This is a genomic window from Corynebacterium sp. CNJ-954, from assembly GCF_001942345.1.
In the GTDB taxonomy this organism is placed as follows: Bacteria; Actinomycetota; Actinomycetes; order Mycobacteriales; family Mycobacteriaceae; genus Corynebacterium.
Genome location: NZ_MKKI01000042.1, coordinates 41,154 through 62,110, shown reverse-complemented (window position 1 = coordinate 62,110; position 20,957 = coordinate 41,154). Strand labels below are relative to the sequence as shown.

19 protein-coding genes, 1 tRNA gene and 1 pseudogene are annotated in these 20,957 nt (G+C 66.1%); 10 read left to right on the top strand and 11 right to left on the bottom strand.

Annotated elements, in window-relative coordinates:
• Positions 1–15 precede the first annotated feature (15 nt).
• From trpC to BJF89_RS12955, 6 genes and pseudogenes are all read left to right on the top strand, one after another.
• The gene (gene trpC, locus BJF89_RS12980) at positions 16–828 is read left to right on the top strand and encodes an indole-3-glycerol phosphate synthase TrpC (RefSeq protein ID WP_075815489.1); all 813 of its coding nucleotides are present in this window, start codon (positions 16–18) and stop codon (positions 826–828) included.
• Positions 829–858: 30 nt separating this feature from the next.
• A complete protein-coding gene (gene trpB, locus BJF89_RS12975; RefSeq protein ID WP_075815487.1) occupies positions 859–2,211 on the top strand; it encodes a tryptophan synthase subunit beta in 1,353 nt (450 codons plus the stop codon).
• On the top strand, positions 2,208–2,981 hold the full coding sequence (trpA, locus tag BJF89_RS12970) for a tryptophan synthase subunit alpha (RefSeq protein ID WP_075815485.1): 774 nt from the start codon (positions 2,208–2,210) through the stop codon (positions 2,979–2,981). The genes trpB and trpA overlap by 4 nt, the downstream gene beginning before the upstream one ends.
• The gene (lgt, locus tag BJF89_RS12965) at positions 2,978–3,901 is read left to right on the top strand and encodes a prolipoprotein diacylglyceryl transferase (RefSeq protein ID WP_075815483.1); all 924 of its coding nucleotides are present in this window, start codon (positions 2,978–2,980) and stop codon (positions 3,899–3,901) included. The genes trpA and lgt overlap by 4 nt, the downstream gene beginning before the upstream one ends.
• A gap of 33 nt (positions 3,902–3,934) precedes the next feature.
• A pseudogene (pyk, locus tag BJF89_RS12960) lies at positions 3,935–5,349 on the top strand (pyruvate kinase).
• Between the two features lie 58 nt (positions 5,350–5,407).
• On the top strand, positions 5,408–6,304 hold the full coding sequence (locus BJF89_RS12955; RefSeq protein WP_075815481.1) for a patatin family protein: 897 nt from the start codon (positions 5,408–5,410) through the stop codon (positions 6,302–6,304).
• Between the two features lie 25 nt (positions 6,305–6,329).
• Here the strand turns inward: BJF89_RS12955 and BJF89_RS12950 are convergent, their stop codons facing one another.
• From BJF89_RS12950 to BJF89_RS12925, 6 genes are read right to left on the bottom strand one after another with little or no spacing between them, the layout of a single operon-like run.
• The gene (locus BJF89_RS12950) at positions 6,330–7,562 is read right to left on the bottom strand and encodes an amidohydrolase (protein ID WP_075815479.1); all 1,233 of its coding nucleotides are present in this window, start codon (positions 7,560–7,562) and stop codon (positions 6,330–6,332) included.
• A gap of 14 nt (positions 7,563–7,576) precedes the next feature.
• Positions 7,577–8,941: a DUF4921 family protein gene (locus BJF89_RS12945; protein WP_075815477.1), complete on the bottom strand. Its 1,365-nt coding sequence runs from the start codon at positions 8,939–8,941 to the stop codon at positions 7,577–7,579.
• Positions 8,942–8,993: 52 nt separating this feature from the next.
• Positions 8,994–9,413: a hypothetical protein gene (locus BJF89_RS18910; RefSeq protein WP_158026067.1), complete on the bottom strand. Its 420-nt coding sequence runs from the start codon at positions 9,411–9,413 to the stop codon at positions 8,994–8,996.
• Between the two features lie 3 nt (positions 9,414–9,416).
• Complete coding sequence (ehuA, locus tag BJF89_RS12935; protein ID WP_075815475.1) at positions 9,417–10,196, bottom strand: ectoine/hydroxyectoine ABC transporter ATP-binding protein EhuA; 780 nt, start codon at positions 10,194–10,196, stop codon at positions 9,417–9,419.
• Positions 10,193–11,194 carry an amino acid ABC transporter permease gene (locus BJF89_RS12930; RefSeq protein ID WP_075815473.1) on the bottom strand — a complete coding sequence of 334 codons (1,002 nt, stop codon included), beginning with the start codon at positions 11,192–11,194 and terminating at the stop codon, positions 10,193–10,195. Before BJF89_RS12930 ends, ehuA begins: the two co-directional genes overlap by 4 nt.
• Complete coding sequence (locus BJF89_RS12925) at positions 11,191–12,153, bottom strand: ABC transporter substrate-binding protein (RefSeq protein WP_083650783.1); 963 nt, start codon at positions 12,151–12,153, stop codon at positions 11,191–11,193. The genes BJF89_RS12930 and BJF89_RS12925 overlap by 4 nt, the downstream gene beginning before the upstream one ends.
• Before the next feature lie 44 nt (positions 12,154–12,197).
• Between BJF89_RS12925 and BJF89_RS12920 the strand changes: the two genes are divergently transcribed.
• On the top strand, positions 12,198–13,457 hold the full coding sequence (locus BJF89_RS12920) for a glutaminase (RefSeq protein WP_075815469.1): 1,260 nt from the start codon (positions 12,198–12,200) through the stop codon (positions 13,455–13,457).
• 5 nt (positions 13,458–13,462) lie between these two features.
• Here BJF89_RS12920 and BJF89_RS18905 read toward each other — a convergent pair whose 3' ends face one another.
• Positions 13,463–13,609 carry a hypothetical protein gene (locus BJF89_RS18905; RefSeq protein WP_158026066.1) on the bottom strand — a complete coding sequence of 49 codons (147 nt, stop codon included), beginning with the start codon at positions 13,607–13,609 and terminating at the stop codon, positions 13,463–13,465.
• 93 nt (positions 13,610–13,702) lie between these two features.
• On the opposite strand from BJF89_RS18905, the gene BJF89_RS12915 reads away from it, so the two are divergent.
• A complete protein-coding gene (locus BJF89_RS12915) occupies positions 13,703–14,290 on the top strand; it encodes a metallophosphoesterase (RefSeq protein WP_158026065.1) in 588 nt (195 codons plus the stop codon).
• 78 nt (positions 14,291–14,368) lie between these two features.
• Here the strand turns inward: BJF89_RS12915 and BJF89_RS12910 are convergent.
• Both BJF89_RS12910 and BJF89_RS12905 read right to left on the bottom strand, forming a co-directional pair.
• A tRNA-Leu gene (locus tag BJF89_RS12910) sits at positions 14,369–14,453 on the bottom strand.
• Between the two features lie 69 nt (positions 14,454–14,522).
• On the bottom strand, positions 14,523–15,182 hold the full coding sequence (locus tag BJF89_RS12905; protein ID WP_083650781.1) for a TetR/AcrR family transcriptional regulator: 660 nt from the start codon (positions 15,180–15,182) through the stop codon (positions 14,523–14,525).
• Positions 15,183–15,283: 101 nt separating this feature from the next.
• Here BJF89_RS12905 and polA point away from each other — a divergent pair, with 101 nt between their 5' ends.
• The gene (gene polA, locus BJF89_RS12900; RefSeq protein ID WP_075815692.1) at positions 15,284–17,992 is read left to right on the top strand and encodes a DNA polymerase I; all 2,709 of its coding nucleotides are present in this window, start codon (positions 15,284–15,286) and stop codon (positions 17,990–17,992) included.
• Between the two features lie 6 nt (positions 17,993–17,998).
• Here the strand turns inward: polA and BJF89_RS12895 are convergent, their stop codons facing one another.
• Positions 17,999–18,706, bottom strand: coding sequence for an MgtC/SapB family protein (locus BJF89_RS12895; RefSeq protein WP_075815465.1), 708 nt, complete (start codon positions 18,704–18,706; stop codon positions 17,999–18,001).
• A 31-nt stretch (positions 18,707–18,737) separates the two neighbouring features.
• A complete protein-coding gene (locus BJF89_RS12890; protein WP_075815463.1) occupies positions 18,738–19,748 on the bottom strand; it encodes a DUF368 domain-containing protein in 1,011 nt (336 codons plus the stop codon).
• A gap of 79 nt (positions 19,749–19,827) precedes the next feature.
• Here BJF89_RS12890 and BJF89_RS12885 point away from each other — a divergent pair, with 79 nt between their 5' ends.
• Entirely contained in the window at positions 19,828–20,910 is a 1,083-nt protein-coding gene (locus BJF89_RS12885; RefSeq protein WP_075815461.1) for an isocitrate/isopropylmalate family dehydrogenase, read from the top strand.
• Positions 20,911–20,957 lie beyond the last annotated feature (47 nt).

Below are 20,957 nucleotides of genomic sequence, written 5' to 3'. Positions count from 1 at the left end.
CTGCCGGGAGGAAAGATGGCAACCGTACTCGACGAGATCATCGCCGGGGTACTCGAGGACACCGCGCGGCGCGAGTCCGCGGTCCCGTTCGCCGACATCAAGGCGATGTCCCGGGACGCGCCGCCCGCCCTCGATGCGCGCGCGGCGCTGGGTGGCTCCGACGTGAGTGTGATCGCCGAGGTCAAGAGGGCCAGCCCGTCGAAGGGGCATCTCGCAGACATCCCCGAGCCGGAGATTCTGGCCAGCGCCTACGCCGCCAACGGGGCAGCGGTGATCAGCTGTCTCACCGAGGAGCGCCGGTTCCGTGGCTCACTGGCCGACTTCGACAAGGTCCGGGCCTCGGTCGACGTCCCGCTGCTGCGTAAGGACTTCACCGTCAACCCGTACCAGGTGCACGAGGCCCGGGCCCACGGCGCCGACGTCGTCCTGCTCATCGTCGCGGCACTGGAGCAGGACCGGCTCGCCGCCCTGCTGGACCGCACGGAGTCGCTGGGGATGACCGCGCTGGTGGAGGTCCACTCGGAGGAGGAGGCCGAGCGTGCGCTCGCGGCCGGGGCCTCGGTGATCGGTGTCAACGCCCGTAACCTGAAGACCCTTGAGGTCGATCCCGGCGTGTTCAGCAGGATCGTGCCCCAGTTGCCGGACTCCGTCATCAAGATCGCCGAATCCGGGGTGCGCAACACCACCGATATGCAGGCCTACGCCACCGCCGGGGCCGATGCGATCCTGGTCGGTGAAGGACTGGTGACCGCCGCCAACCCGGGACAGGCGTGCCGCGCCCTCGTCGCCGCCGGACAGCACCCCGCGTTCCGACCGGACCCGAAGTAGCCGGGGGCACGTAAGGTACAGTTCCTGGGTGTGAGTACACCATCCGGGAACGACAAGAGTGACTTCAAGAACACGCTCAACCTGCCCACGGCAGGGGAGGTCCTCGCCGTGCCGACGGCGCACGACGCGGACGACAACGGTCACTGGGGAAACTACGGCGGACGGTACATTCCTGAAGCACTGATGGCCGTCGTCGAGGAGATCCAGGACTCCTGGGCCAAGGCGCGGGCCGACCAGGAGTACCTCGACGAGTTGGACGACCTGCACCGTACCTACACGGGACGCCCGTCGCCGTTGTACTACGGCGCCCGGTTCTCGGACGCCGTCGGTGCCGACGTGTGGTTCAAGCGGGAGGACCTGAACCACACCGGGTCGCACAAGATCAACAACGTCCTCGGCCAGGTCCTGCTGGCCAAGCGCATGGGCAAGGCGAACGTCATCGCCGAAACCGGTGCCGGCCAGCACGGTGTGGCCACCGCCACCGCCTGTGCGCTGCTCGGCCTGGAGTGCCGGATCTACATGGGACAGGTGGACGCCCGGCGCCAGGCCCTCAACATCGCCCGGATGCGGCTCCTCGGCGCCGAGGTCATCGAGGTGACGGTGGGCTCAGCGACGCTGAAGGACGCCATCAACGAGGCGATGCGCTACTGGGTGTCCCACGCCGATGACACCTACTACTGCTTCGGCACCGCCGCCGGGCCCCACCCGTTCCCCGAGATGGTGCGCGACCTGCAGCGCATCATCGGTGTGGAGGCCCGTGCACAGATCCTCGCCGGGGCGGGACGCCTGCCGGACGCGGTCATGGCCTGCGTCGGTGGCGGGTCGAATGCCATCGGGCTGTTCCACCCTTTCATCGACGACGAGGGTGTCGCGCTCATCGGAGGTGAAGCGGGCGGCGACGGTGTCGAGACCGGACGGCACGCCGCACCGATCACCGTGGGCTCGGAAGGGGTCTTCCAGGGTTCCTTCGCCGCACTGATGCAGAACGAGGACGGTCAGATCACTGAGTCGCACTCCATCTCCGCGGGACTGGACTACCCCGGGGTCGGCCCCGAGCACTCCTTCCTGGCCACCCAGGGGCGGGCCGAGTACCTGCCCGTCACGGACACGGAGGCCATGGAGGCCTTCCGTCTGCTGACCCGTACCGAGGGCATCATCCCGGCGATCGAGTCCGCCCATGCCGTCGCACTGGCGGTGAAGGTCGGTGCGCAGTACGCCGACGGGACCCGGGCCACGGAGCACGGTGGGCGCCCGCTGTTCATCGTCAACGTCTCCGGTCGCGGTGACAAGGACGTCGACACCGCTGCGACCTGGTTCGGTATGCACCCCGAGCAGTCGGGCGAGGAACAGGGCGAGGCACAGGACGAGGAGAACAACCGATGAGCAGACTGTCCGATATCTTCACCGGAGCCAGGGGAGAGGGCCGCGCGGCACTCGTCGGCTACCTCCCCGCGGGCTACCCGACGGCCGAGGCGTCCGTGGAACTGGTGACCACGTTGTCCCGCTACGCTGACCTCATCGAGGTCGGGATCCCGTTCACCGACCCGATGATGGACGGCCCGACGATCCAGGAGGCGGCGACGACCGCACTCGACGCCGGTTTCCGGGTGAAGGACACCTTCACCACGGTCCGTGCCATCACCGACGCCGGCGGTAACGCCGTCATCATGAGCTACTGGAATCCGGTCCTGCAGTACGGCCCGGAGAAGTTCGCCGAGGAGCTGGCGGCCGCCGGCGGGCTCGGGTCGATCATCCCGGACCTGTTGCCTGAGGAGTCGGCGCGGTGGAATGACGCGTGCCGGGCCAACGGGCTCGACAATGTCTACCTCGTCGCACCGTCCACGACCCCCGAGCGACTGGACCTCACCGTGAAGGCCGGCGGGGGGTTCATCTACGCGCAGTCGCACATGGGTGTCACCGGTGCGCAGGACGACGTCTCCGCCGACGCCCGGGATCTTGTGGCCCGGACCCGCGCCGCCACGGACCTGCCCGTCGCCGTCGGTCTCGGTGTGAAGACCGGGGACCACGCCGCCGCGATCGCAGACTACGCGGACGGCGTCATCGTCGGGTCCGCCCTGATCTCAGCGGCGTCATCAGGAACGGCGGCCCTGGAGGCACTGGCCTCGGACCTCTACGAGGGGGTCCGCCGGTGACCACCGACATCCTCGCCGCCATCCCGTCGCCACCGCAGGGCGTGTGGCACCTCGGACCGGTGGCGGTCCGTGCCTACGCCCTGTGCATCCTGCTCGGCATCGTCGTCGCGGTGTACTGGACCGTGCGTCGCTACGTCGCGCGGGGAGGACGTGCGGAGACCGTGATCGACAGTGCGATCGCCGCCGTGCCCGCAGGCATCATCGGTGGCCGGATCTACCACGTCATCACCGACCACCACCTCTACTTCGGTGAGGGGCGCGACTGGGTCGACGCCTTCAAGATCACCAACGGCGGTCTCGGCATCTGGGGCGCGGTACTCGGCGGCGGGCTCGCGGTGTGGGCAGTCCTGGCCTACAAGAAGGTGCCGCTGGCACCCTTCGCCGACGCCGTGGCCCCGCCGATCCTGCTCGCCCAGGCCATCGGGCGTCTGGGCAACTGGTTCAACCAGGAGCTGTACGGCGGGGAGTCTGACGCGCCGTGGGCGCTGGAGATCTACCGCCGGGTCGACGAGAACGGCAACATCGACCAGATGAACGGTGTCTCGGACGGGTTCGTCCTGGCCACCGTGCAGCCCACGTTCCTCTATGAACTGTTGTGGAGCCTGCTGGTCGTGGTGCTGCTGGTCGTCGCCGACCGTCGGTTCCGGCTCGGCGGGGGCCGGGTGTTCATGCTGTACGTGGCCGGCTACACCTTCGGACGCTTCTTCATCGAACTGATCCGTACCGATGCTGCGACGACCGTCTTCGGTGACATCCGGATCAACAGCGTGGTGTCCGCGGTGGTGTTCGTCGTTGCCGTCGTCCTGTTCGTCGTAACGCGCTCACGGAGCCGGGAAACCCCCGAGTACGTCGCCGGGCCCGTCGCAGAGACGGACGCGGAGATGGATGCAGAGACCGACGAGGAGCCGACCCGGCAGTAGCGGGCACCGGGGGACGGGGTTATCCTCGGACAGGTGAGTAGACGCACCAAGATCGTATGCACCCTGGGCCCGGCAGTGGCCTCCGCGGACAAAATCCGTGAACTCGTTCTGGCGGGGATGAATGTCGCCCGGCTGAACTTTTCGCACGGTGAGCACGCGGATCACCAGCAGAACTATGAGTGGGTCCGCCAGGCCGCGGAGGAGACCGGCCGATCAGTCGGTGTGCTCGCCGACCTGCAGGGCCCCAAGATCCGGCTCGGCCGTTTCGCCGAGGAGAAGACCTACTGGGAGACCGGCGAGGAGATCCGGATCACCGTCGACGACGTGTCCGGCACCCATGACCGTGTGTCGACGACCTACAAGCAGTTGGCCAGGGACGCCCGCCCCGGCGACCGGCTGCTCGTCGACGACGGGAAGGTCGGACTCGTCTGCAAGTCCGTCGAGGGGAACGACGTCGTGTGCGAGGTCGTCGAGGGCGGCCCCGTCTCCAACAACAAGGGTGTGTCCCTGCCGGGGATGAACATCTCCGTTCCCGCGCTCTCCGAGAAGGACATCGCCGACCTGCGTTTCGCCCTGACCATGGGTGCCGACGTCATCGCACTGTCTTTCGTCCGCTCACCGGCGGACGTCGAGCTCGTCCATGAGATCATGGACGAGGTGGGACGCCGCGTCCCGGTCATCGCGAAACTCGAGAAGCCGGAAGCTGTGGACGCGCTTGAGCCGATCATCCTCGCCTTCGACGCCATCATGGTCGCCCGCGGTGACCTCGGTGTCGAGGTCCCGTTGGAAGAGGTGCCCCTGGTACAGAAGCGGGCGGTCCAGATCGCCCGCGAGAACGCCAAGCCGGTGATTGTCGCGACCCAGATGCTGGACTCGATGATCGAGAACTCCCGCCCCACCCGTGCTGAAGCATCTGACGTGGCCAATGCGGTGCTCGACGGTGCCGACGCCGTCATGCTCTCCGGCGAGACCTCCGTCGGTAAGTACCCGGTGGACACGGTCAAGACCATGTCCCGGATCGTCACCGCGGCCGAGATCGACGGCGAGGTTCCTCCGCTGTCCCACGTCCCGCGCACCAAGCGTGGTGTGATCAGTTTCGCCGCCAAGGACATCGGCGAGCGGCTCAACGCCCGTGCCTGATCGCCTTCACCGCCTCCGGCGACACCGCCCGCCGCGTCGCCCGCCTACGCTCCGACCTGCCGCTGCTGGTGTTCACCCCGTCCCAGGAGGTGCGCAACCAGCTTGCCCTGACCTGGGGCGCGGAGTCCTACCTGACCAATGAGGTGTCCACCACCGACGAGATCATGCAGGAGGTGGACTCGATCCTGCTGGGGCAGGCCGGTTTCACCCGCGAGGACGCGGTCGTCATCGTGGCAGGTTCGCCCCCCGGCACCGAGGGCAACACCAACATGATCCACGTGCACCTTCTCGGGGAAGACACCGCTTAGGGGGCTGTACACCCCACAGTTGAGGTAGCTGACAGAGGCGAAGGAGGCCTGACCACAGATGATCGACGCACGCGACACTGCACTGCTGTTGGAGGGTGGGGGCATGCGGGCCTCCTACAGCGCCGGAGCCATGGATGTCCTCATGGAGCACGACGTCCGGTTCGGCTGGGTCGGGGGAGTGTCGGCCGGCGCGTCACATCTGGTCAGTTACCTCAGTGGCGAGCGGGACCGACTGCGCCACAGTTTCGTCGACTTCGCAACGGACCCGCACTTCGGCGGTTGGACGTGGCTGCTGCGCGGGAAGGGCTACTTCAACGCGGAATACATCTACGGTCAGGCGCCCACCCTTGATCTTCCTCGTCCGTACGATGCCCGGCAGGTCCTCGACGGAGACACGGAATTCCGTATCTGCGCCACCCGGGCCGACAACGGTGACCCGGTCTACTGGGGGCGCGACGACATCACCTCCGGTGCGGAACTGATGGAACGGGTCAGGGCATCCTCGACGATCCCCTTCGCGATGCCCGTGCCCCGCATCGACGGGGTGCCCTATGTCGACGGCGCGCTCGGGCCGTCCGGCGGCATTCCTCTGGAGGCCGCCCTCGCGGACGGCTACGACCAGTTCTTCGCCGTCCTGACCCACCCGCGGGGCTACGTGAAACCGCCGATGGGCAAGACGAAGGTGTGGCGCACCCTGCTGCGCCGGTACCCGGCGGTGGCGGAGGCCCTCGTCACCCGGCACATCCGCTACAACGCCACGATGGACCGCCTGTACGCGCTGGAGCGGGCAGGCCGGGCGTTCCTCTACTTCCCGGAGGACGAGGCCCCGGTGAGTTCCACGGAGCGTAAGGTCGACGTCCTGCGTGACTCTCTGCACCGGGGGACGGCGCAGGCGCGACGGGACTGGACGGCCATGGACGACTTCCTGGGACGTCCGGCGGTCCCGTCGTCCTGACTGCCCCGCGCCCTCTCGGGCGGCGTCAGGAGCGCCAGAGGTAGGCCAGCACTCCGGCGACGGCGGACCGCGTCGCGGCATCCACGGTGCCGGTCGCGGGCAGGAAGTGCGGCGAGTGGTTCCCGGGGATGTCCTGGGCCACGCGGTCCGCGGCCACCGCGGCAGCCCACTCCTCCCGGTCGGTGCACCCGGTCAGCCAGAATTCGTAGGGGACCCCGAAGTGCCGTGGAATCTCGGAGAAGTCCTCTGATGCGGTCCACCGTGCCGCGTCCTGTGAGCGGTCGCCGAAGACGGCGTCAAAGACCGGACGGACGGTCTCGTGCACGGTGCTGTCGTTGTCGGTGAGCTCCCCGCGGGCCGAGTAGACGATATCGGCGGGCCGTGGTGTCCCGGACGCCGTGCACTCTGCCTGGATCACCCGTTCGATGGCCGCATAGGTGCGGTCCCGCACCGTTGTGTCGTAGAAACGGCAGTTGAGCACGAGAGTCGCCGTGTCAGGGATGGTGTTGTTCGTGTGACCGGCGGTGAGCGTCCCCACCGAGACCACCGCGAAATCGTCCGCGGCGACCTCACGGCCCACGATGCCCTGGAGTCGGACCACGATCATGGCGGCGAGGAACGTCGGGTCGATGGAGTTGTGGGGTGCTGAGGCATGTGACGATACCCCGTGCAGGGTCACCGTGATCGTGTCGCAGGCGGCCATGACCGGGCCGGCGGCGGAGAAGACTGTCCCGACCGGGCCCGGCATCACATGCTGCCCGAGACAGACGTCGGGGGCGGGGATCCGATCAGCCAGCCCGTCCTCGATCATCGAGGTTGCCCCGCGGGTCACCTCCTCCGCCGGCTGGAACAGTGCGATGAACGTGCCGGACCACGCGTCCTGCCGGGCGTCCATGATCTCGCACAATCCCATCAGGGCGGTGGTGTGTACGTCGTGCCCGCAGGCGTGCATCACGCCCGGGTTCTGTGAGGCACAGGGGGCACCGGTGTCCTCGGTCACCGGCAACGCATCGAAGTCGGCCCGGTAGAGCACGGTCGGGCCGTCGCCGTTTCGCCACACCGCAGTGATCCCGTGCCCCCCGATACCCGAGGTCACCTCGGCTCCGAGTGACTCCAGTCGCTGCAGGATGTACGCAGCCGTCTGCTCCTCGTGTTCACTGAGTTCAGGATGCTGATGCATCCAGGTGTAGAAGTCGCCTGTCCAGGACAGGTCGACACCGTGGTTGTCGATGAACTCCGCGATCCCGCTGGTACTCATGGGGGCAATTCTAGCTACCGCACCGCCGGGTTGTACCGCAGGGAGTTACGTTGGAAGTCGATCTCGTCTCCGAGGCGGATGCCGGGTGCCAGTCGACCCTGGTCACGGGCGTCCTCGAGGCGTGCGAGGACCTTGGTCTTCAGGTCCGACGGGCTGAGGGTGTTGATGAAGATCTTCGTCCCTCCCTCGAACCCGGCCATGGTGGAGTCCCGCCACTTGATCATGATGCGCCACGGCATGGGGACGTCGACGTCCAGGGGCCGGTGCAACCACTCCTCGTTGGACGGCATGTGCGGTCCTGCCGCCACATGGCAGGCGTGGACGAGGTCGGCCATTGCGTCCCGTTCGTCGTTGCTGATCAGCCAGGGCTCGGTGGTGCCGGATCGGGAGAAGACCTCGAGTGTGGGCCACCGGTGACCGAATCCCGCGAATGCTACGGCGTGGTCGTTCTCGGCGACGATGAGGTTGTGGTGTCCGGCGTAGTCCACCGCCCACTGGTTGTACATGTTCGGGTTCGCCCGGACCTGGGCTATCTCCGTCTCGTTCTGCAGACCGTGCTCGTCGATGGCCACGAGTTGCTTGTGCAGGTGCTCGATCGACGCACCGGCGGGCTCCAGCCAGTTCTGGAAGGCCGCGACGTAGCGGACGTACGGGTTCGCCCGGTAGAGCCGGTCCATCGCGTCGACGGTGAAGGCGATGTAGAGCCGGTGGTCCGACCAGCTCATCTCACCGGAGCTCAGCAGTTGGTCACTCCGGGTGGCACCGGGGACGTAGTGGTCACGGGCGAGGATGATGTCATGACCACCGCCGAACAACGGCCCGCCGAGTTCATTGACGCTCTGGACAGCCCTGTCCTCGGTGAACAGTGCGTCGATCTCGTCGGCGGGACGCCCGGCGGCCTCCATCCGGATACGCAGGAGACGCTCGACGTGCTTCCGCCCCTCGGTCTCGGAGAGGTACTCGGCCATGTGACGGGCCGCGGTGGCGTCCATCCGGTGCCCGTAGTTCACCAGCCAGTAGTCGTAGGTGAGGATCTCGTAGAGGTTCGCCACGCGTCGGAACAGCGGATCAGTCTCGGAGAGGTCGGAGACGGTGAGGCCGCGCAGGATGCGGGGGTCACCGTTGTCGTCGATGACCATCCGGGCCTTCTCCGGGGTGGTTCTGAGCAGGTCGGCGATTCCGAAATCGGTCTGGTTGTCCCGGTTGTCGTCGGTGATGTCGAAGACGTCCTCGGGACGTTCCCGGACGGGACGGTGACCGCGACTGGGCACGGTCCAGACTTCCGTCCCGGAGAACGGGTTGACTTGTTTGATGGTGCCGTCCGGCAGTGTCGTCAGCGGAGGCACCGGTGCTGGGGAGATGGAGGAGTGGCCGATCACAGTTACCCTACAGTAGTCGCTCGGACCCTGGCCGTGGGAGCGAGTCAGTGCTTTACTGGTGCCCATGCCTCAGATCGTGTTCAAGATTCTTTCCACCGCCGACCAGCGCGAGAGCATCGTCGACGATGTCCGCCACCTGCTGGACCTCAATGCCGAGGTCCTCACCGCCGACCTGGACGTGTCGACCGGAACCGCGGCCGACAGCAGTCTCGAGGAGGTGTGGCGGGACTACGGATTCGCCGATGACGCGGAGAACACCGGACAGGCGCCGGAGCCTGCGACCATCACGGTCGACGTGACCAGGCATGACGGCAGTATCAGCGCGTTGACCGCCCGGTTGTCCGATGTTCTGGTCACCCGCGACAAGCAGCCTGCGGAACAGCTGTTCCAGCAGGTCCTCGACGACCCCGGCACCCCCCGGGTGCGTGGCACGTCGACATCCGCCCCTGAGTCCGACGCCCCCCCCCGGCACCCGTCAGTCGAGGATGCTCGACAGGAAGGACCGGGTACGGTCCTGTCGGGGATCGGTGATCACCTGACGGGCCGGTCCGTGCTCGACGATGCGTCCGCCGTCCATGAAGGCCACCTCGTCCGCGACCTCCCGGGCGAAGCCCATCTCGTGGGTGACCACGAGCATGGTCATGCCGTCGTCCGCGAGACGCCGCATCACGTTGAGGACCTCGCCGACGAGCTCCGGGTCCAGGGCGGAGGTCGGCTCGTCGAAGAGCATCAGCTTGGGTTTCATGGCCAGGGCACGTGCGATCGCCACCCGCTGCTGCTGACCGCCGGACAGTTGGACGGGCCACGCATCGGCCTTGTCCGCCAGTCCGACCATGGACAGCAGCTCCCGGGCGGTGGCCTCCGCCTCGGCCTTCGGGATCCCCTTGACCTTCACCGGGGCCTCGATGATGTTGGCGAGAACGGTCCGGTGGGTGAACAGGTTGAACTGCTGGAAGACCATGCCGATGTCGGCGCGTTGGCGTGAGGCCTCACGCTCGGAGATCTGGTGGAGACGACCGTTGCGCTCCTGGTATCCGATGAGGTCCCCGTTGACCTCGATGCGTCCTGCGTCGATGCTCTCGAGGTGGTTGACACACCGCAGCAGGGTGGACTTTCCGGAACCGGAGGGGCCGATGAGGCAGGTGACGCCGCCGGCGGGAACCTCGAGGTCGATGCCCTTGAGGACATCGAGGCGTCCGTAGCGCTTCCACACGTCCTTGACGGCGATCATCGGGGTGGCGTTCTGGGGACTCATCTGCCGTTCTCCTTCGTGTTTCCGCTGTCGTATCCACTGTCGGTCTGCGCGGTACCGGTGCGCGGGTTGCCGGGATCCTCCACGGTGATGTTCAGCGGGGGCAGCCCCTCCGCGTCGGTGAGTGCGGCAAGCTGCCGGCTGGTCAGCGCCCGGGAGGACCCGCGGGAGTAGAAGCGCTCCAGGTAGTGCTGGCCGACCATCAGGATCGAGGTGATCACCAGGTACCAGGTCGCGGCGACGAGCAGCATCGGGACCGGCTCGAACATGGCGTAGGCGATGTCCATGGACCGTCCGTAGAGCTCACCGGCGTAGGGCAGGGCGATCACCAGTGACGTGGTCTTCAGGAGACTGATCAGCTCGTTGCCGGTCGGGGGGATGATGATCCGCATGGCCTGGGGGAGCACCGTGCGGCGCATGTTCTGCCACCATGTCATGCCCAGGGCCTTCGATGCCTCGGACTGTCCTTCGGGGACGGCCTGGATGCCGGCGCGGACGATTTCCGCCATGTAGGCCGATTCATTCAGGCCGAGACCGATCACGGCGAGCCAGAAGAAGTTGGAGAGCACCGACTCCAGCGAGACCTCGGTGAATCCGAGGTTCACCGTCTGGTAGATCGCGCCGAGAAGACCCCAGAACACCAGCTGCACATAGACCGGGGTGCCGCGGAAGATCCAGAGGTAGAGCCAGGCGATGCCGCTGGTCACCGGGTTGGGTGACATCCGCAGGACTGCCAGGACCGCTCCCAGCACCACACCGACGATCATCGCCAGGACGGTGAGCGCGAGTGTGTGGAGTGCCGCTTCCGCGATACGCGTGTCGAAGAGGTAGGAGGCGTAGGTTCCCCAGCCGTAGGCGTCGTTGTGCGCCGCGTCCCACACGAAGAGGGCGACCAGGATCAGCAGGATCACCGATGCGATGACCCGGCCGGGGTGGCGCAGGGGAACGACATCGTTGTCGGTCGGGCGGGTACGTTGCTGTGCCCGGGGGTGGTCGCTCATGAAGTCGCTCCTTCGTCGGCGGATGCTGCGGCAGGGAGGGGATAGTCCTGCGTGTTGACGGTGACGGCGTCCACGGCACCGTCGGTCAGGCCCCACGGCTCGAGGATCTCCTCATACTGGCCGGAGGTGATCAGAAACTCCAGGGCGGCCGCGAATGCGGGGATGAGGTCGGAGTTCTTCGCGAACGCCCAACCGAAAGGCGTGGTGTCGAAAGCGTCGCCTGCAGGGACGAGTTTCCCGTCGGACAACTGGATGGCGTAGTCGGTGACCGCGGAGTCGGAACTCATCGCGTCGGCACGCTTCAATGCGGTCGCGTTTGCCGCGGCATTGGCGGAGTCGTAGACCAGCTTGTTGATTGCCGGGCGACCGGCGGCTACACACTGGTCGGACTTGACCTGCACATCGTCGGTGTCGGAGTAGGTCCCCTTCTGGACTGCCACGGTGAGGCCGCAGGCGTCGGACGGATCAACCGTCTTGCCCGGCGTCGTCGCCCAGGAGATGCCCGACGTGTAGAAGTCCACGAAATCATAGGACTGCCGGCGCTCCTCGGTGTCGGAGAACCCGGATGTGCCGATGTCCACGGTGCCTGCGTTGATCGACGGCAGGATCAGGTTGAAGTCCTGCTGTTGGAAACCGACGTCCACCCCCAGGACGGCACCGGCGGCGCGGACCAGATCCACCTCGAAGCCGATGATGTTCCCGGAGGGATCCTTGAACTGGTTGGGTGGGAATGTCGGGTTGGTCGAGGCCGAGATGTGTCCGGATTCGCGGTACTCCTGGGGGAGTAGTTCCTGGAGGGCAGGAACGGGGTCGGGTAGGGTGTCGACCCAACCGTCGGGATTACCGGACTCCTCGTTGGTGACGCAGGCCGCCAGGGACGCCGAGATCATCAGGGCCCCCAGGACCGAGCCGACCTTACGGGCGGATCTGCCCGGTCGCGGAACGGAGTGGGGTGTCATGGGGGGAAGTATATCGGCGCCGGATTCTGTTAGTCTCGGGCCCCATGGATTCTCTCGTCGAAGACTATCTCAATGACATCCTTGACCAAGTCCGAGACGAGGATGACGGTGCGGTAGCGGACTATATCCCTGAGCTCGCGAAGGCCGACCCCACACCGCTGGCATTGGCCATGTGCACCAACCAGGGGTGGATCTACAGTGTCGGTGACGATGAGCGCGAGTTCACCATGCAGTCGATCTCCAAGCCGTTCGCCTATGCTGCGGCACTGCAGGACTGCGGGGTGGGGAAGGTGATTGAGACGGTGGGCATGGAGCCCTCCGGCGAGGCGTTCAACGAACTCTCCTTGGACGGTAAGACCCACCGCCCGGTCAATCCGATGATCAATGCGGGGGCCATCGCGGTCAACCAGCTCATCAACGGGGAGGACTCGTCGGTCGACGACCGGGTCGAAGTGATCGTGGACTACTTCTCCCGGCTGGCGGGGCGCCAACTCACCGTGGACGAGAATGTCACGGAGTCCGAGACCGGTACCGCTGACCGCAACCTGGCGTTGGCCCACATGCTGCGCAGCTATGACGTCATCGTGGATTCCGCGGAGGACGCCGTGGCCAGCTACACCCGGCAGTGTGCGATCCGGGTCACGGTGAAGGACCTGGCGGTGATGGGGGCTACTCTCGCACTCGGTGGGGTCCAGCCGCTCACCGGCGAGCGCATCCTGGAACCCCTGGTGTGCCGCCAGGTGCAGGCCGTGATGGCGTCGGCGGGAATGTACGACGGCGCGGGGAAGTGGATGGCAGGTGTGGGTATCCCCGCAAAGTCCGGGGTTGCGGGTGGTTTGATGGGGACCCTGCCTGGACAGTTGGGGATCGCGACCTTCTCACCGCGTCTGGATGAATCGGGCAACAGTGTCCGGGGCGCGAAAATCTTTCGGGCGTTGTCCGAGGACATGGGGCTGCACCTGATGTCCGCGGTGACCCGTAAGGGTAGTTCGGTGCGTGGCATCCGGACCCGCGGCAGGACCACGGTGTTCCGTCTGCAGGGCGGTCTCGACTTCTCCGGTGCCGAGGAATTCCTGACGGCCGCGGAGAACCAGGACATCACCACACCACGGGTGATCATCGACGCCCGACGGGTCACCGAGAGCAACCCGGTCGGACGTCGAATGGTGAAGGAAGGGCTGCGCCGGATCCGGGAGAACGGCAAGAAGGTCGCCGTCGTCGACCCGAACAACGTCCTCGGAAAGCGGAGGTTCGAGGACGGGACCACAGTGGCCACCACAGCAGCGGAGATCGACGACCAGTAGGCCCGTCAGAACCGCGGCAGGAATGAACTGAGGAAAGACCCCAGGTCGCCGATGAGGCCGACCGGCGACGACAGGACCGATCCCGCGATGAACAGTGCGTTGGACGCGTAGGCGCCAGAGGTCTCGACAGCTTCAGCGATGGGAAGGTCCACGGGTTTTCCTCCTGGGGAGATAGCGCGCCGGGTGACTCCCGACAGTTTGCCCACCCAATGTAGCGCATCGCTGGGGCAAGTACCATGGAATGGATGACGGACTGGTTTGCGGCTGACCCGCACTTCGGACACCTCACCCCGGCCGCGGCGAGGGGATTCGCCACCACCGCGGACCACGATGCGGTGCTGTCCCGGAACCTGAGAGGTGCACTGTTACCGGGCGACCGTCTCTTCGTTCTCGGTGACATCTCCTCGGGGATACCTGATCAGGAGGACCGCGCGTTGCACCTGCTGGCGGATGTGCGCGACGCCACCGGGGCACGTCTCCACCTGCTGGCGGGCAATCATGACGCCGTGCATCCGATGCATGCCCGGTCCCTCACCGGCCATTCCCGGTTCCTCCGCACGTTCGACACGGTCTCATCGGCGATGACCCTCAAGATCGAGGGACGAAGGGCGGTCGTCAACCATTTCCCTTATGACGGCGACCATACGAGCCCTGACCGCCACGTCCAGTGGCGGCCGAGGGACTGCGGTGCGCCTGTCATCCACGGGCACACCCATTCCACCGACAAGGTCAGCTACTCGGTGTCCGGCACACTGCAACTCTGCGTCAGTCTCGACGCGTGGGGGATGCGGCCGGTGAGGAAAGATGACCTGGCGGCACTCGTACGTCGGTGACGTCGGAGTCGTCAATGCCGCGGACCCCGTGTGACGCAGAAAGCCCCGCCGGTCTCCGTAGAGACCGGCGGGGTTGTGTGGTGCCCTGGGTGGGACTCGAACCCACACGCCCGAAGACACTGCATTTTGAGTGCAGCGCGTCTGCCAATTCCGCCACCAGGGCCGACCCCGGGAATCATACGGCAGAGGTGTTACTGCGGACAACACGGGGTAGGCGGTACCGGGAAAGGCGTCACGGTGCGGCGTCCGCACCGTCGAGGACGCACTGGATGAGGCCCCCGTAGTACTCCACGAATGCGTCCACGTCGGCGTCATGGAAATACTCCTGGGTGACCAGCCTGCGCATCAGTGCAAGTCCGATCACCATAGACATCGCCGCCTCCGCGCGCATCTCCGCGTCGGTGGAAGACTGATCGAGATGGTCGAGAGACTCTGCGGCGACCCTCTCGAGCACCGGGGCAACGACCTGTCGGCGGAAGACTTTCCCGAGTGCGTCGACGATATGCCGGTTTCCGCCGGCATCGGCCAGCTTGCGCACCAGCGAGTTGGGGCTGTCGTCGGCGGACGTCACTGCCAGCCGCGCCAGGTGGGTCCCCATTTCGGCGAATGCCACGTTATTGAGGCGCTCCGCCGCCTCGCTGAAATCAAGCTGGGCCTCGTAGAGGTTCTCCTTGGTGCCGTAGTACTTGATGATCAGCGGGGCGCTGACGCCGACCTCGTTGGCGATGTCCTTGAGTGACACCTCACTGTAGGGGCGCTGGTTGAATGCTGTCCTCGCACGTTCGAGGATGCTCACCCGTGTCTCCTCCGCCCGCCGTCGCGCCGAGGTCTGCGGCTCGGGGTCGTGCGGGAAGGCCGGTTCGCCCGGGATGCTCTCTGTCTGGTCACTCATGGCGACTAGAATAGCCGGGGCATGACTCCAACCGCGGCAGCCACCACGAGAAGTGTGTCCGACACGTGACAGACAGGTGTACGGACATGCAGGAAGGTCACATGACAGACAATTCCGGGGACGCGCGTCCCACCCTCCTGTTACTCGACGGGCATTCACTGGCGTTCCGGGCGTTCTACGCACTGCCGGCCCAGAACTTCTCCACGACCGGGGGGCAGTACACCAACGCCGTGTACGGCTTCCTCGGCATGTTCCTCGGACTGGTCGAGACAGAGAAGCCGACACATATCGCGGCGGCATTCGACCTGTCGGGGCCGACGTTCCGCGAGAAGGACCTGCCCGCCTACAAGGCGCAGCGGCCACCGGCACCGGAGGAGTTCCGTGGCCAGGTCGAGCTGATCCAGGAGGCATTACAGGCACTGGGGATCCGGACGCTGACCAAGGAGTCCTATGAAGCGGACGACATCATCGCCACACTGTCCTGCCGTGGCACGGACGCGGGTATGCGCACGGTGATCTGCACCGGCGACCGGGACAGCCTCCAGCTCGTCAACGACGACGTCACGGTGCTCTACACCCTCCGTGGGGTCTCGGAGCTCGACCGGTTCACCCCGGGCCGGGTGGAGGAGAAGTACGGCGTCACCCCGACGCAGTACCCGGACCTCGCATCACTGCGTGGAGATACCTCCGACAACATGCCCGGGGTTCCCGGTGTCGGTCCGAAGACGGCTCAGAAGTGGATCAGCAAGTACGGCAGTCTGGATGCAGTCATCGAGCACATCGACGACTTCGGCGGCAAGGTCGGGGAATCACTCCGGGACAACATCGACAACGTGATCCTCGCCCGTAAGGTCACGGAGATGGTCCGGGACCTCGATCTCGGTGACCTCGACGGCGACGGTGACCCGTTGTCGGCGTTGCGGCCTGCGGCGGTGGACGCCTCCGAGGCCGGCAATCTCTTCGACTCGCTGCAGTTCGGTGCGAACCTGCGTAACCGGACATTCCGGGTGATGGGTATCGAGTTCGAGGACGGCGCAGCAGTTGAGCTCGCTGTCGACGACCTCGCCGACGGAAAACTGGCCAAATGGCTCGCCGACCGCGCCGGGTGGAAGGACGGGCGCAGTCACGGTGATGCGTCGGTCAACCGACCACTGGTCGTCGAGGTCAGCGGAGAGGGGACCCCCTTCGGCGGACATGCTGACCAGATTGTCCTGCTTGACCCGGTGACGGGGGAGGACGGTGTTCTCCACGCCGTGGAGATCGACCTGGCGGATCAGGATCCGAAGGACGAGAAGGCGTTACTGGGATATCTCGCCGACACCTCGGCCGCGAAGTGGCTGCATGATTCCAAACGGTCCTGGCACATGCTCAACGGTGCGGGGGTGGAGCTGGACGGCGTCGAACACGACACCGCCCTGGCCGCCTACCTCCTGCGTCCCGATGTCCGTTCCACGGGGCTGGCCGATGTCCTGCAACGCCATGCCGGACATGAACTCGCCGAGGGCGCCTCGACGGTCGCGCGTGCGCAGGCAGTCTGCGAACTCGTCACCTCGCTCACCCCTGAACTCGCCGGCATCGGTGCGATGGAGCTCTACCTCGATCTCGAGGTACCTCTGGCGACGATTCTGGCAAGGATGGAGAGCTACGGGATCTCAGTCGACCGCCCTGCATTGCAGGAGCTGTCCGACAACTACGCTGACCGGATCTCCGAGGAAGTCTCCGCTGCCCGTGAACTGGCCGGCGACGAATCGCTGAACCTGTCGAGTCCGAAACAGTTGCAGAAGGTGCTTTTCGAGGACTTCGGTCTGCCCACCACGAAGAAGACCAAGACCGGCTACTCCACCGCAGCCGGCGAACTCGAGAAGCTGACGGCACAGACCGGCCACCCGTTCCTCAGCCACCTCATGGCCCACCGCGAGTACCAGAAGATGAAGACCACCATCGACGGGCTCATTGACGCGACAGCGGATGACGGGAGGATCCACACCACCTTCAACCAGCGCGGTGCTGCGACGGGACGTCTGTCATCGGCTGAACCCAATCTGCAGAACATCCCGGTCCGTACCGAGGCCGGTCGCCACATCCGTGGTGCCTTCCAGGTGGGGTCGGGGTACACCACGTTGTTGACGGCGGACTACTCCCAGATCGAGATGCGCGTGATGGCGCATCTCTCCCAGGACCCCGGTCTGATCGAGGCCTACCGACAGGGTGAGGACCTGCACAACTACGTCGGTTCGAAGGTTTTCGACGTCCCTGTCGATGAGGTCACTCCGGAGTTGCGCCGTCGGGTCAAGGCGATGAGCTACGGGCTGGTCTACGGTCTGAGCGCTTTCGGACTGTCCCAACAGCTGAATATCGCGGCCGGCGAGGCGAAGAAGATCATGGACACCTACTTCGAACGCTTCGGAGGGGTCAAGAAGTATCTCGACGAGGTGGTGGAACAGGCGAGGGAGGACGGTTACACCGAGACGCTCTACGGGCGTCGGCGGTATCTCCCCGAGCTCAACTCCACCAACCGGGTGGCCCGCGACAATGCCGAACGGGCCGCGCTGAATGCTCCGATTCAGGGAACCGCGGCCGACATCATCAAACGGGCCATGGTCCGCGTGGACCGTGAGATGACCAGGCGCGGCATGGCTTCACGGGTGCTGCTGCAGGTCCACGACGAACTCGTCGTCGAGGTCGTCGACGGGGAGCTCGACGAGATGACGGCGTTGCTTCAGGAGCAGATGGACGGTGCCGCCGAACTCAGGGTCCCCCTGGACGTGTCGACCGGCACAGGGGAAAATTGGGAGGCGGCCGGCCACTGACAGGGGCTATTCCAGGTCGCCACTGGACAGAATCTCCACCCGTCGGACCCCGTCCATCCTGGACAGGGAGGTTGCCAGTGCATCGGCGCGGTGCCGCCCGACGAGCTCGAGGGTGACGGCGGCAGGGCGGTCGTCATGCCCGTCGGACGTGGCCGTGTGCTCCTGGTGCACCTGACGGATCGTCCAACCGCTTCCGGTGATGGCGGTCAGCACCACCCGCAGCAGCCCCCGACCGTCGTCGTAGGTGACCTCGATCAGGACGTGGCTGTGGGGACCCGGAAGCAGTCGGGACAGTCGTCGCAGCCCGAACGTGATCACCATGTGCAGCAGTGTGACGGTCAGCGCGAGAGACCACAGGCCAGCTCCGGCCGATGCGCCGATTGCGGCGACCTCCCACACCGATGCCGCTGTGGTCAGGCCTACGACGGCGCCGCGGCGGGTGAGGATCAGCCCGGCACCGAGGAAACCGATTCCCGACACCACTGAGGCCGCCACGCGTGACGGATCGTAACTGGTCTGGTCGGAGATGACATCGGCGAAACCGTACTTGCTCAACATCACGAACAACGCCGACGACGTGCCGACGATCGCCAGGGTACCGGGACCGCCGTTGTGCCCCCGCAGCCGTCGTTCCACCCCCACGACCGTGCTCAGCGCGAACGCGAGCAGCAGCAGACCCACCTGGGGCCAGAACTGGTCGGTGAAAGCGATCATCCCCCCATGCTATGCCTCCGCCCTCCGAGGGTCAGGGGAGCTGACCGGAGGTGCTGCCTGGATGCGAGGAGCCGCCCTGTGCCCGGCGACGTTTCGTGACCTGTTCGAAGATGACCATGAGGGCGACCACGGCGGCTCCGAGCAGGAACAGGCCCAGCGCGAGTCCAGCCTGATCACCGGGCGCCTGGATGCCGGCGTCCTCGTCCTGCCAGGGCCAGAGCGCCCGCAGCGAGCCCAGCAGCATGCCCGTCATCGTGAACAGGGTGAGGGTGCGGTGTTTGGTCAGGAGGTGCTCCATCACCCGGACGAACAGCACGAGACCGGTCAGCGCACCGAGACCGAAGACCAGGATGTAGGTCACGTCCAGGTCGCTGACGGCAGTCAGCGTCGCCGAATAGATGCCGATCGCGTAGAGGAAGAATGATCCTGAGACACCGGGGAGGATCAGCGCGCACACCGCGATGGCCGCAGCGATGAACACCAGCAGAAGGTTGGGGTCAGGGTTCGTCGACGAGGAGAAACCTGTCGCGATGAAGGTGAACAGTGCACCGACGATGAAGAGTGGCACTGCCACCGGGAGACGACGTTTCAGGTCAGTGGTGTCGATCATCAACAGCGGGACCACGACCGAGACCGCGACCATACCGAGGAACAGACTCTTGGCGGGAACAGGATGGTCCTCCACGAATGAGCCGAGGATTCCCGCGAGGGCGAAAACCATGGCGACCATTCCGACCGCCATGGGAAGCAGCATGGTCCAGTCCACGGCCTTGAACCGCCGGACCCCTTCGGCCCGGTCCGTGGCAAAGGCCTTCACCGCGTCAAGCAGTCGGTTGGCGTTGTAGAGCACCCTCTCATAGGCACCGGTGACCAGGGCGACCGTCCCGCCTGAAATACCGGGGACGAGTTCAGCGGAACCGATCAGGCCACCGCGGAGGAGGTTGAAGACCACCGTCCCCGGATTCAGGGGTGTGCGTCCGAACCTCGGCGGGTGGATGTCTGTCTGGTCTGGGCTGGGGGAGTTGTCTTTCACGGGCGTCATCGTATCCGGAGTGCCCGGTGGAGAGTGAAACCCGCGCACGGGTCGCGTGTCCGGTCGCCTAGGATGGTGCCTTGTGAGTATGACGACTGAGAGTTCCCGGATAAGTTCCCGGAAGGCTGCGCTGACGTTGGGGTACTGGCCTGGTGAGGGGGTCGGTCCGGAGATCGTCGAGCCCACGGTCACTGCCACGACCACCGCACTCCACCGCTACGGCGGGTACACGGTGCAGTGGGTGCCGCTGCTGCTCGGTCGGGAAGCTTTCACCGAGACCGGACAGATCCTCCCTGACGAGACCTGGTCCGCTGTCGCCGGGCTGGACGGCTGGATCCTCGGGCCCCATGACAACGCCTCCTATCCGACCGAGGCGAGGGAGCAGCAGAACCCGTCGGCGGCACTGCGTGTCCGTGGTGACCTGTGGGCGAATATCCGTCCCGTCCGTGGTCTGCCCGGTGCTGTGGCGCCGCGGATGGATCTGGTCGTCGTGCGGGAGAACACCGAGGGGCTGTATGCCGACCGCAACATGTATGCAGGGACAGGTGACGTGATGGTCACGCCTGACGTCGCACTGGCGATCGGCACATTCACCCGGCACGGCGTGCGCAGGATCATCCGGCGTGCCGGTCGTGTCGCCGCTGAACGAGGGGGTCCTCTCACCGTCGCACACAAAGCCAACGTCCTGGCGCGGACATCCGGGATGTACCTGGAGGAAGCCGAGGCCATGGCGGCCGAGACCGGGGTGGAGCTGTTGCCTGTGCACATCGACGCCCTGTGCGCGGATCTGGTCGTCCGTCCGGAACGTCACCGGACCATCGTGGCGGAGAACATGTTCGGGGATATCCTCTCGGACCTGACTGCGGCACTGGGAGGCTCCCTGGGGGCTGCAGGCAGTATCAACGCCGGGGACCGGACGGTGATGGCTCAGGCGGCGCACGGATCGGCCCCCGACATCGCTGGTCGTGGAATCGCCAACCCCGCCGGCATCATGAACTCCGCCGCCATGATGCTCAGTCACCTCGGCTACCCTGAGGCGGGAGACGCCCTCGCTGCCGCGGTCCGGCATGCTCTCACCCACTCTCCGACACCGGATCTCGCGGGGCCCGCGGGAGTGGGCACGGAGGAGTTCTCCCAGACGGTATTTGCACAGCTCGGAGGGGTCGTGTAGCCTACAGTCCGTTAACCGTCTGTCCGCAGGCGCGCGACGGTGCCGTC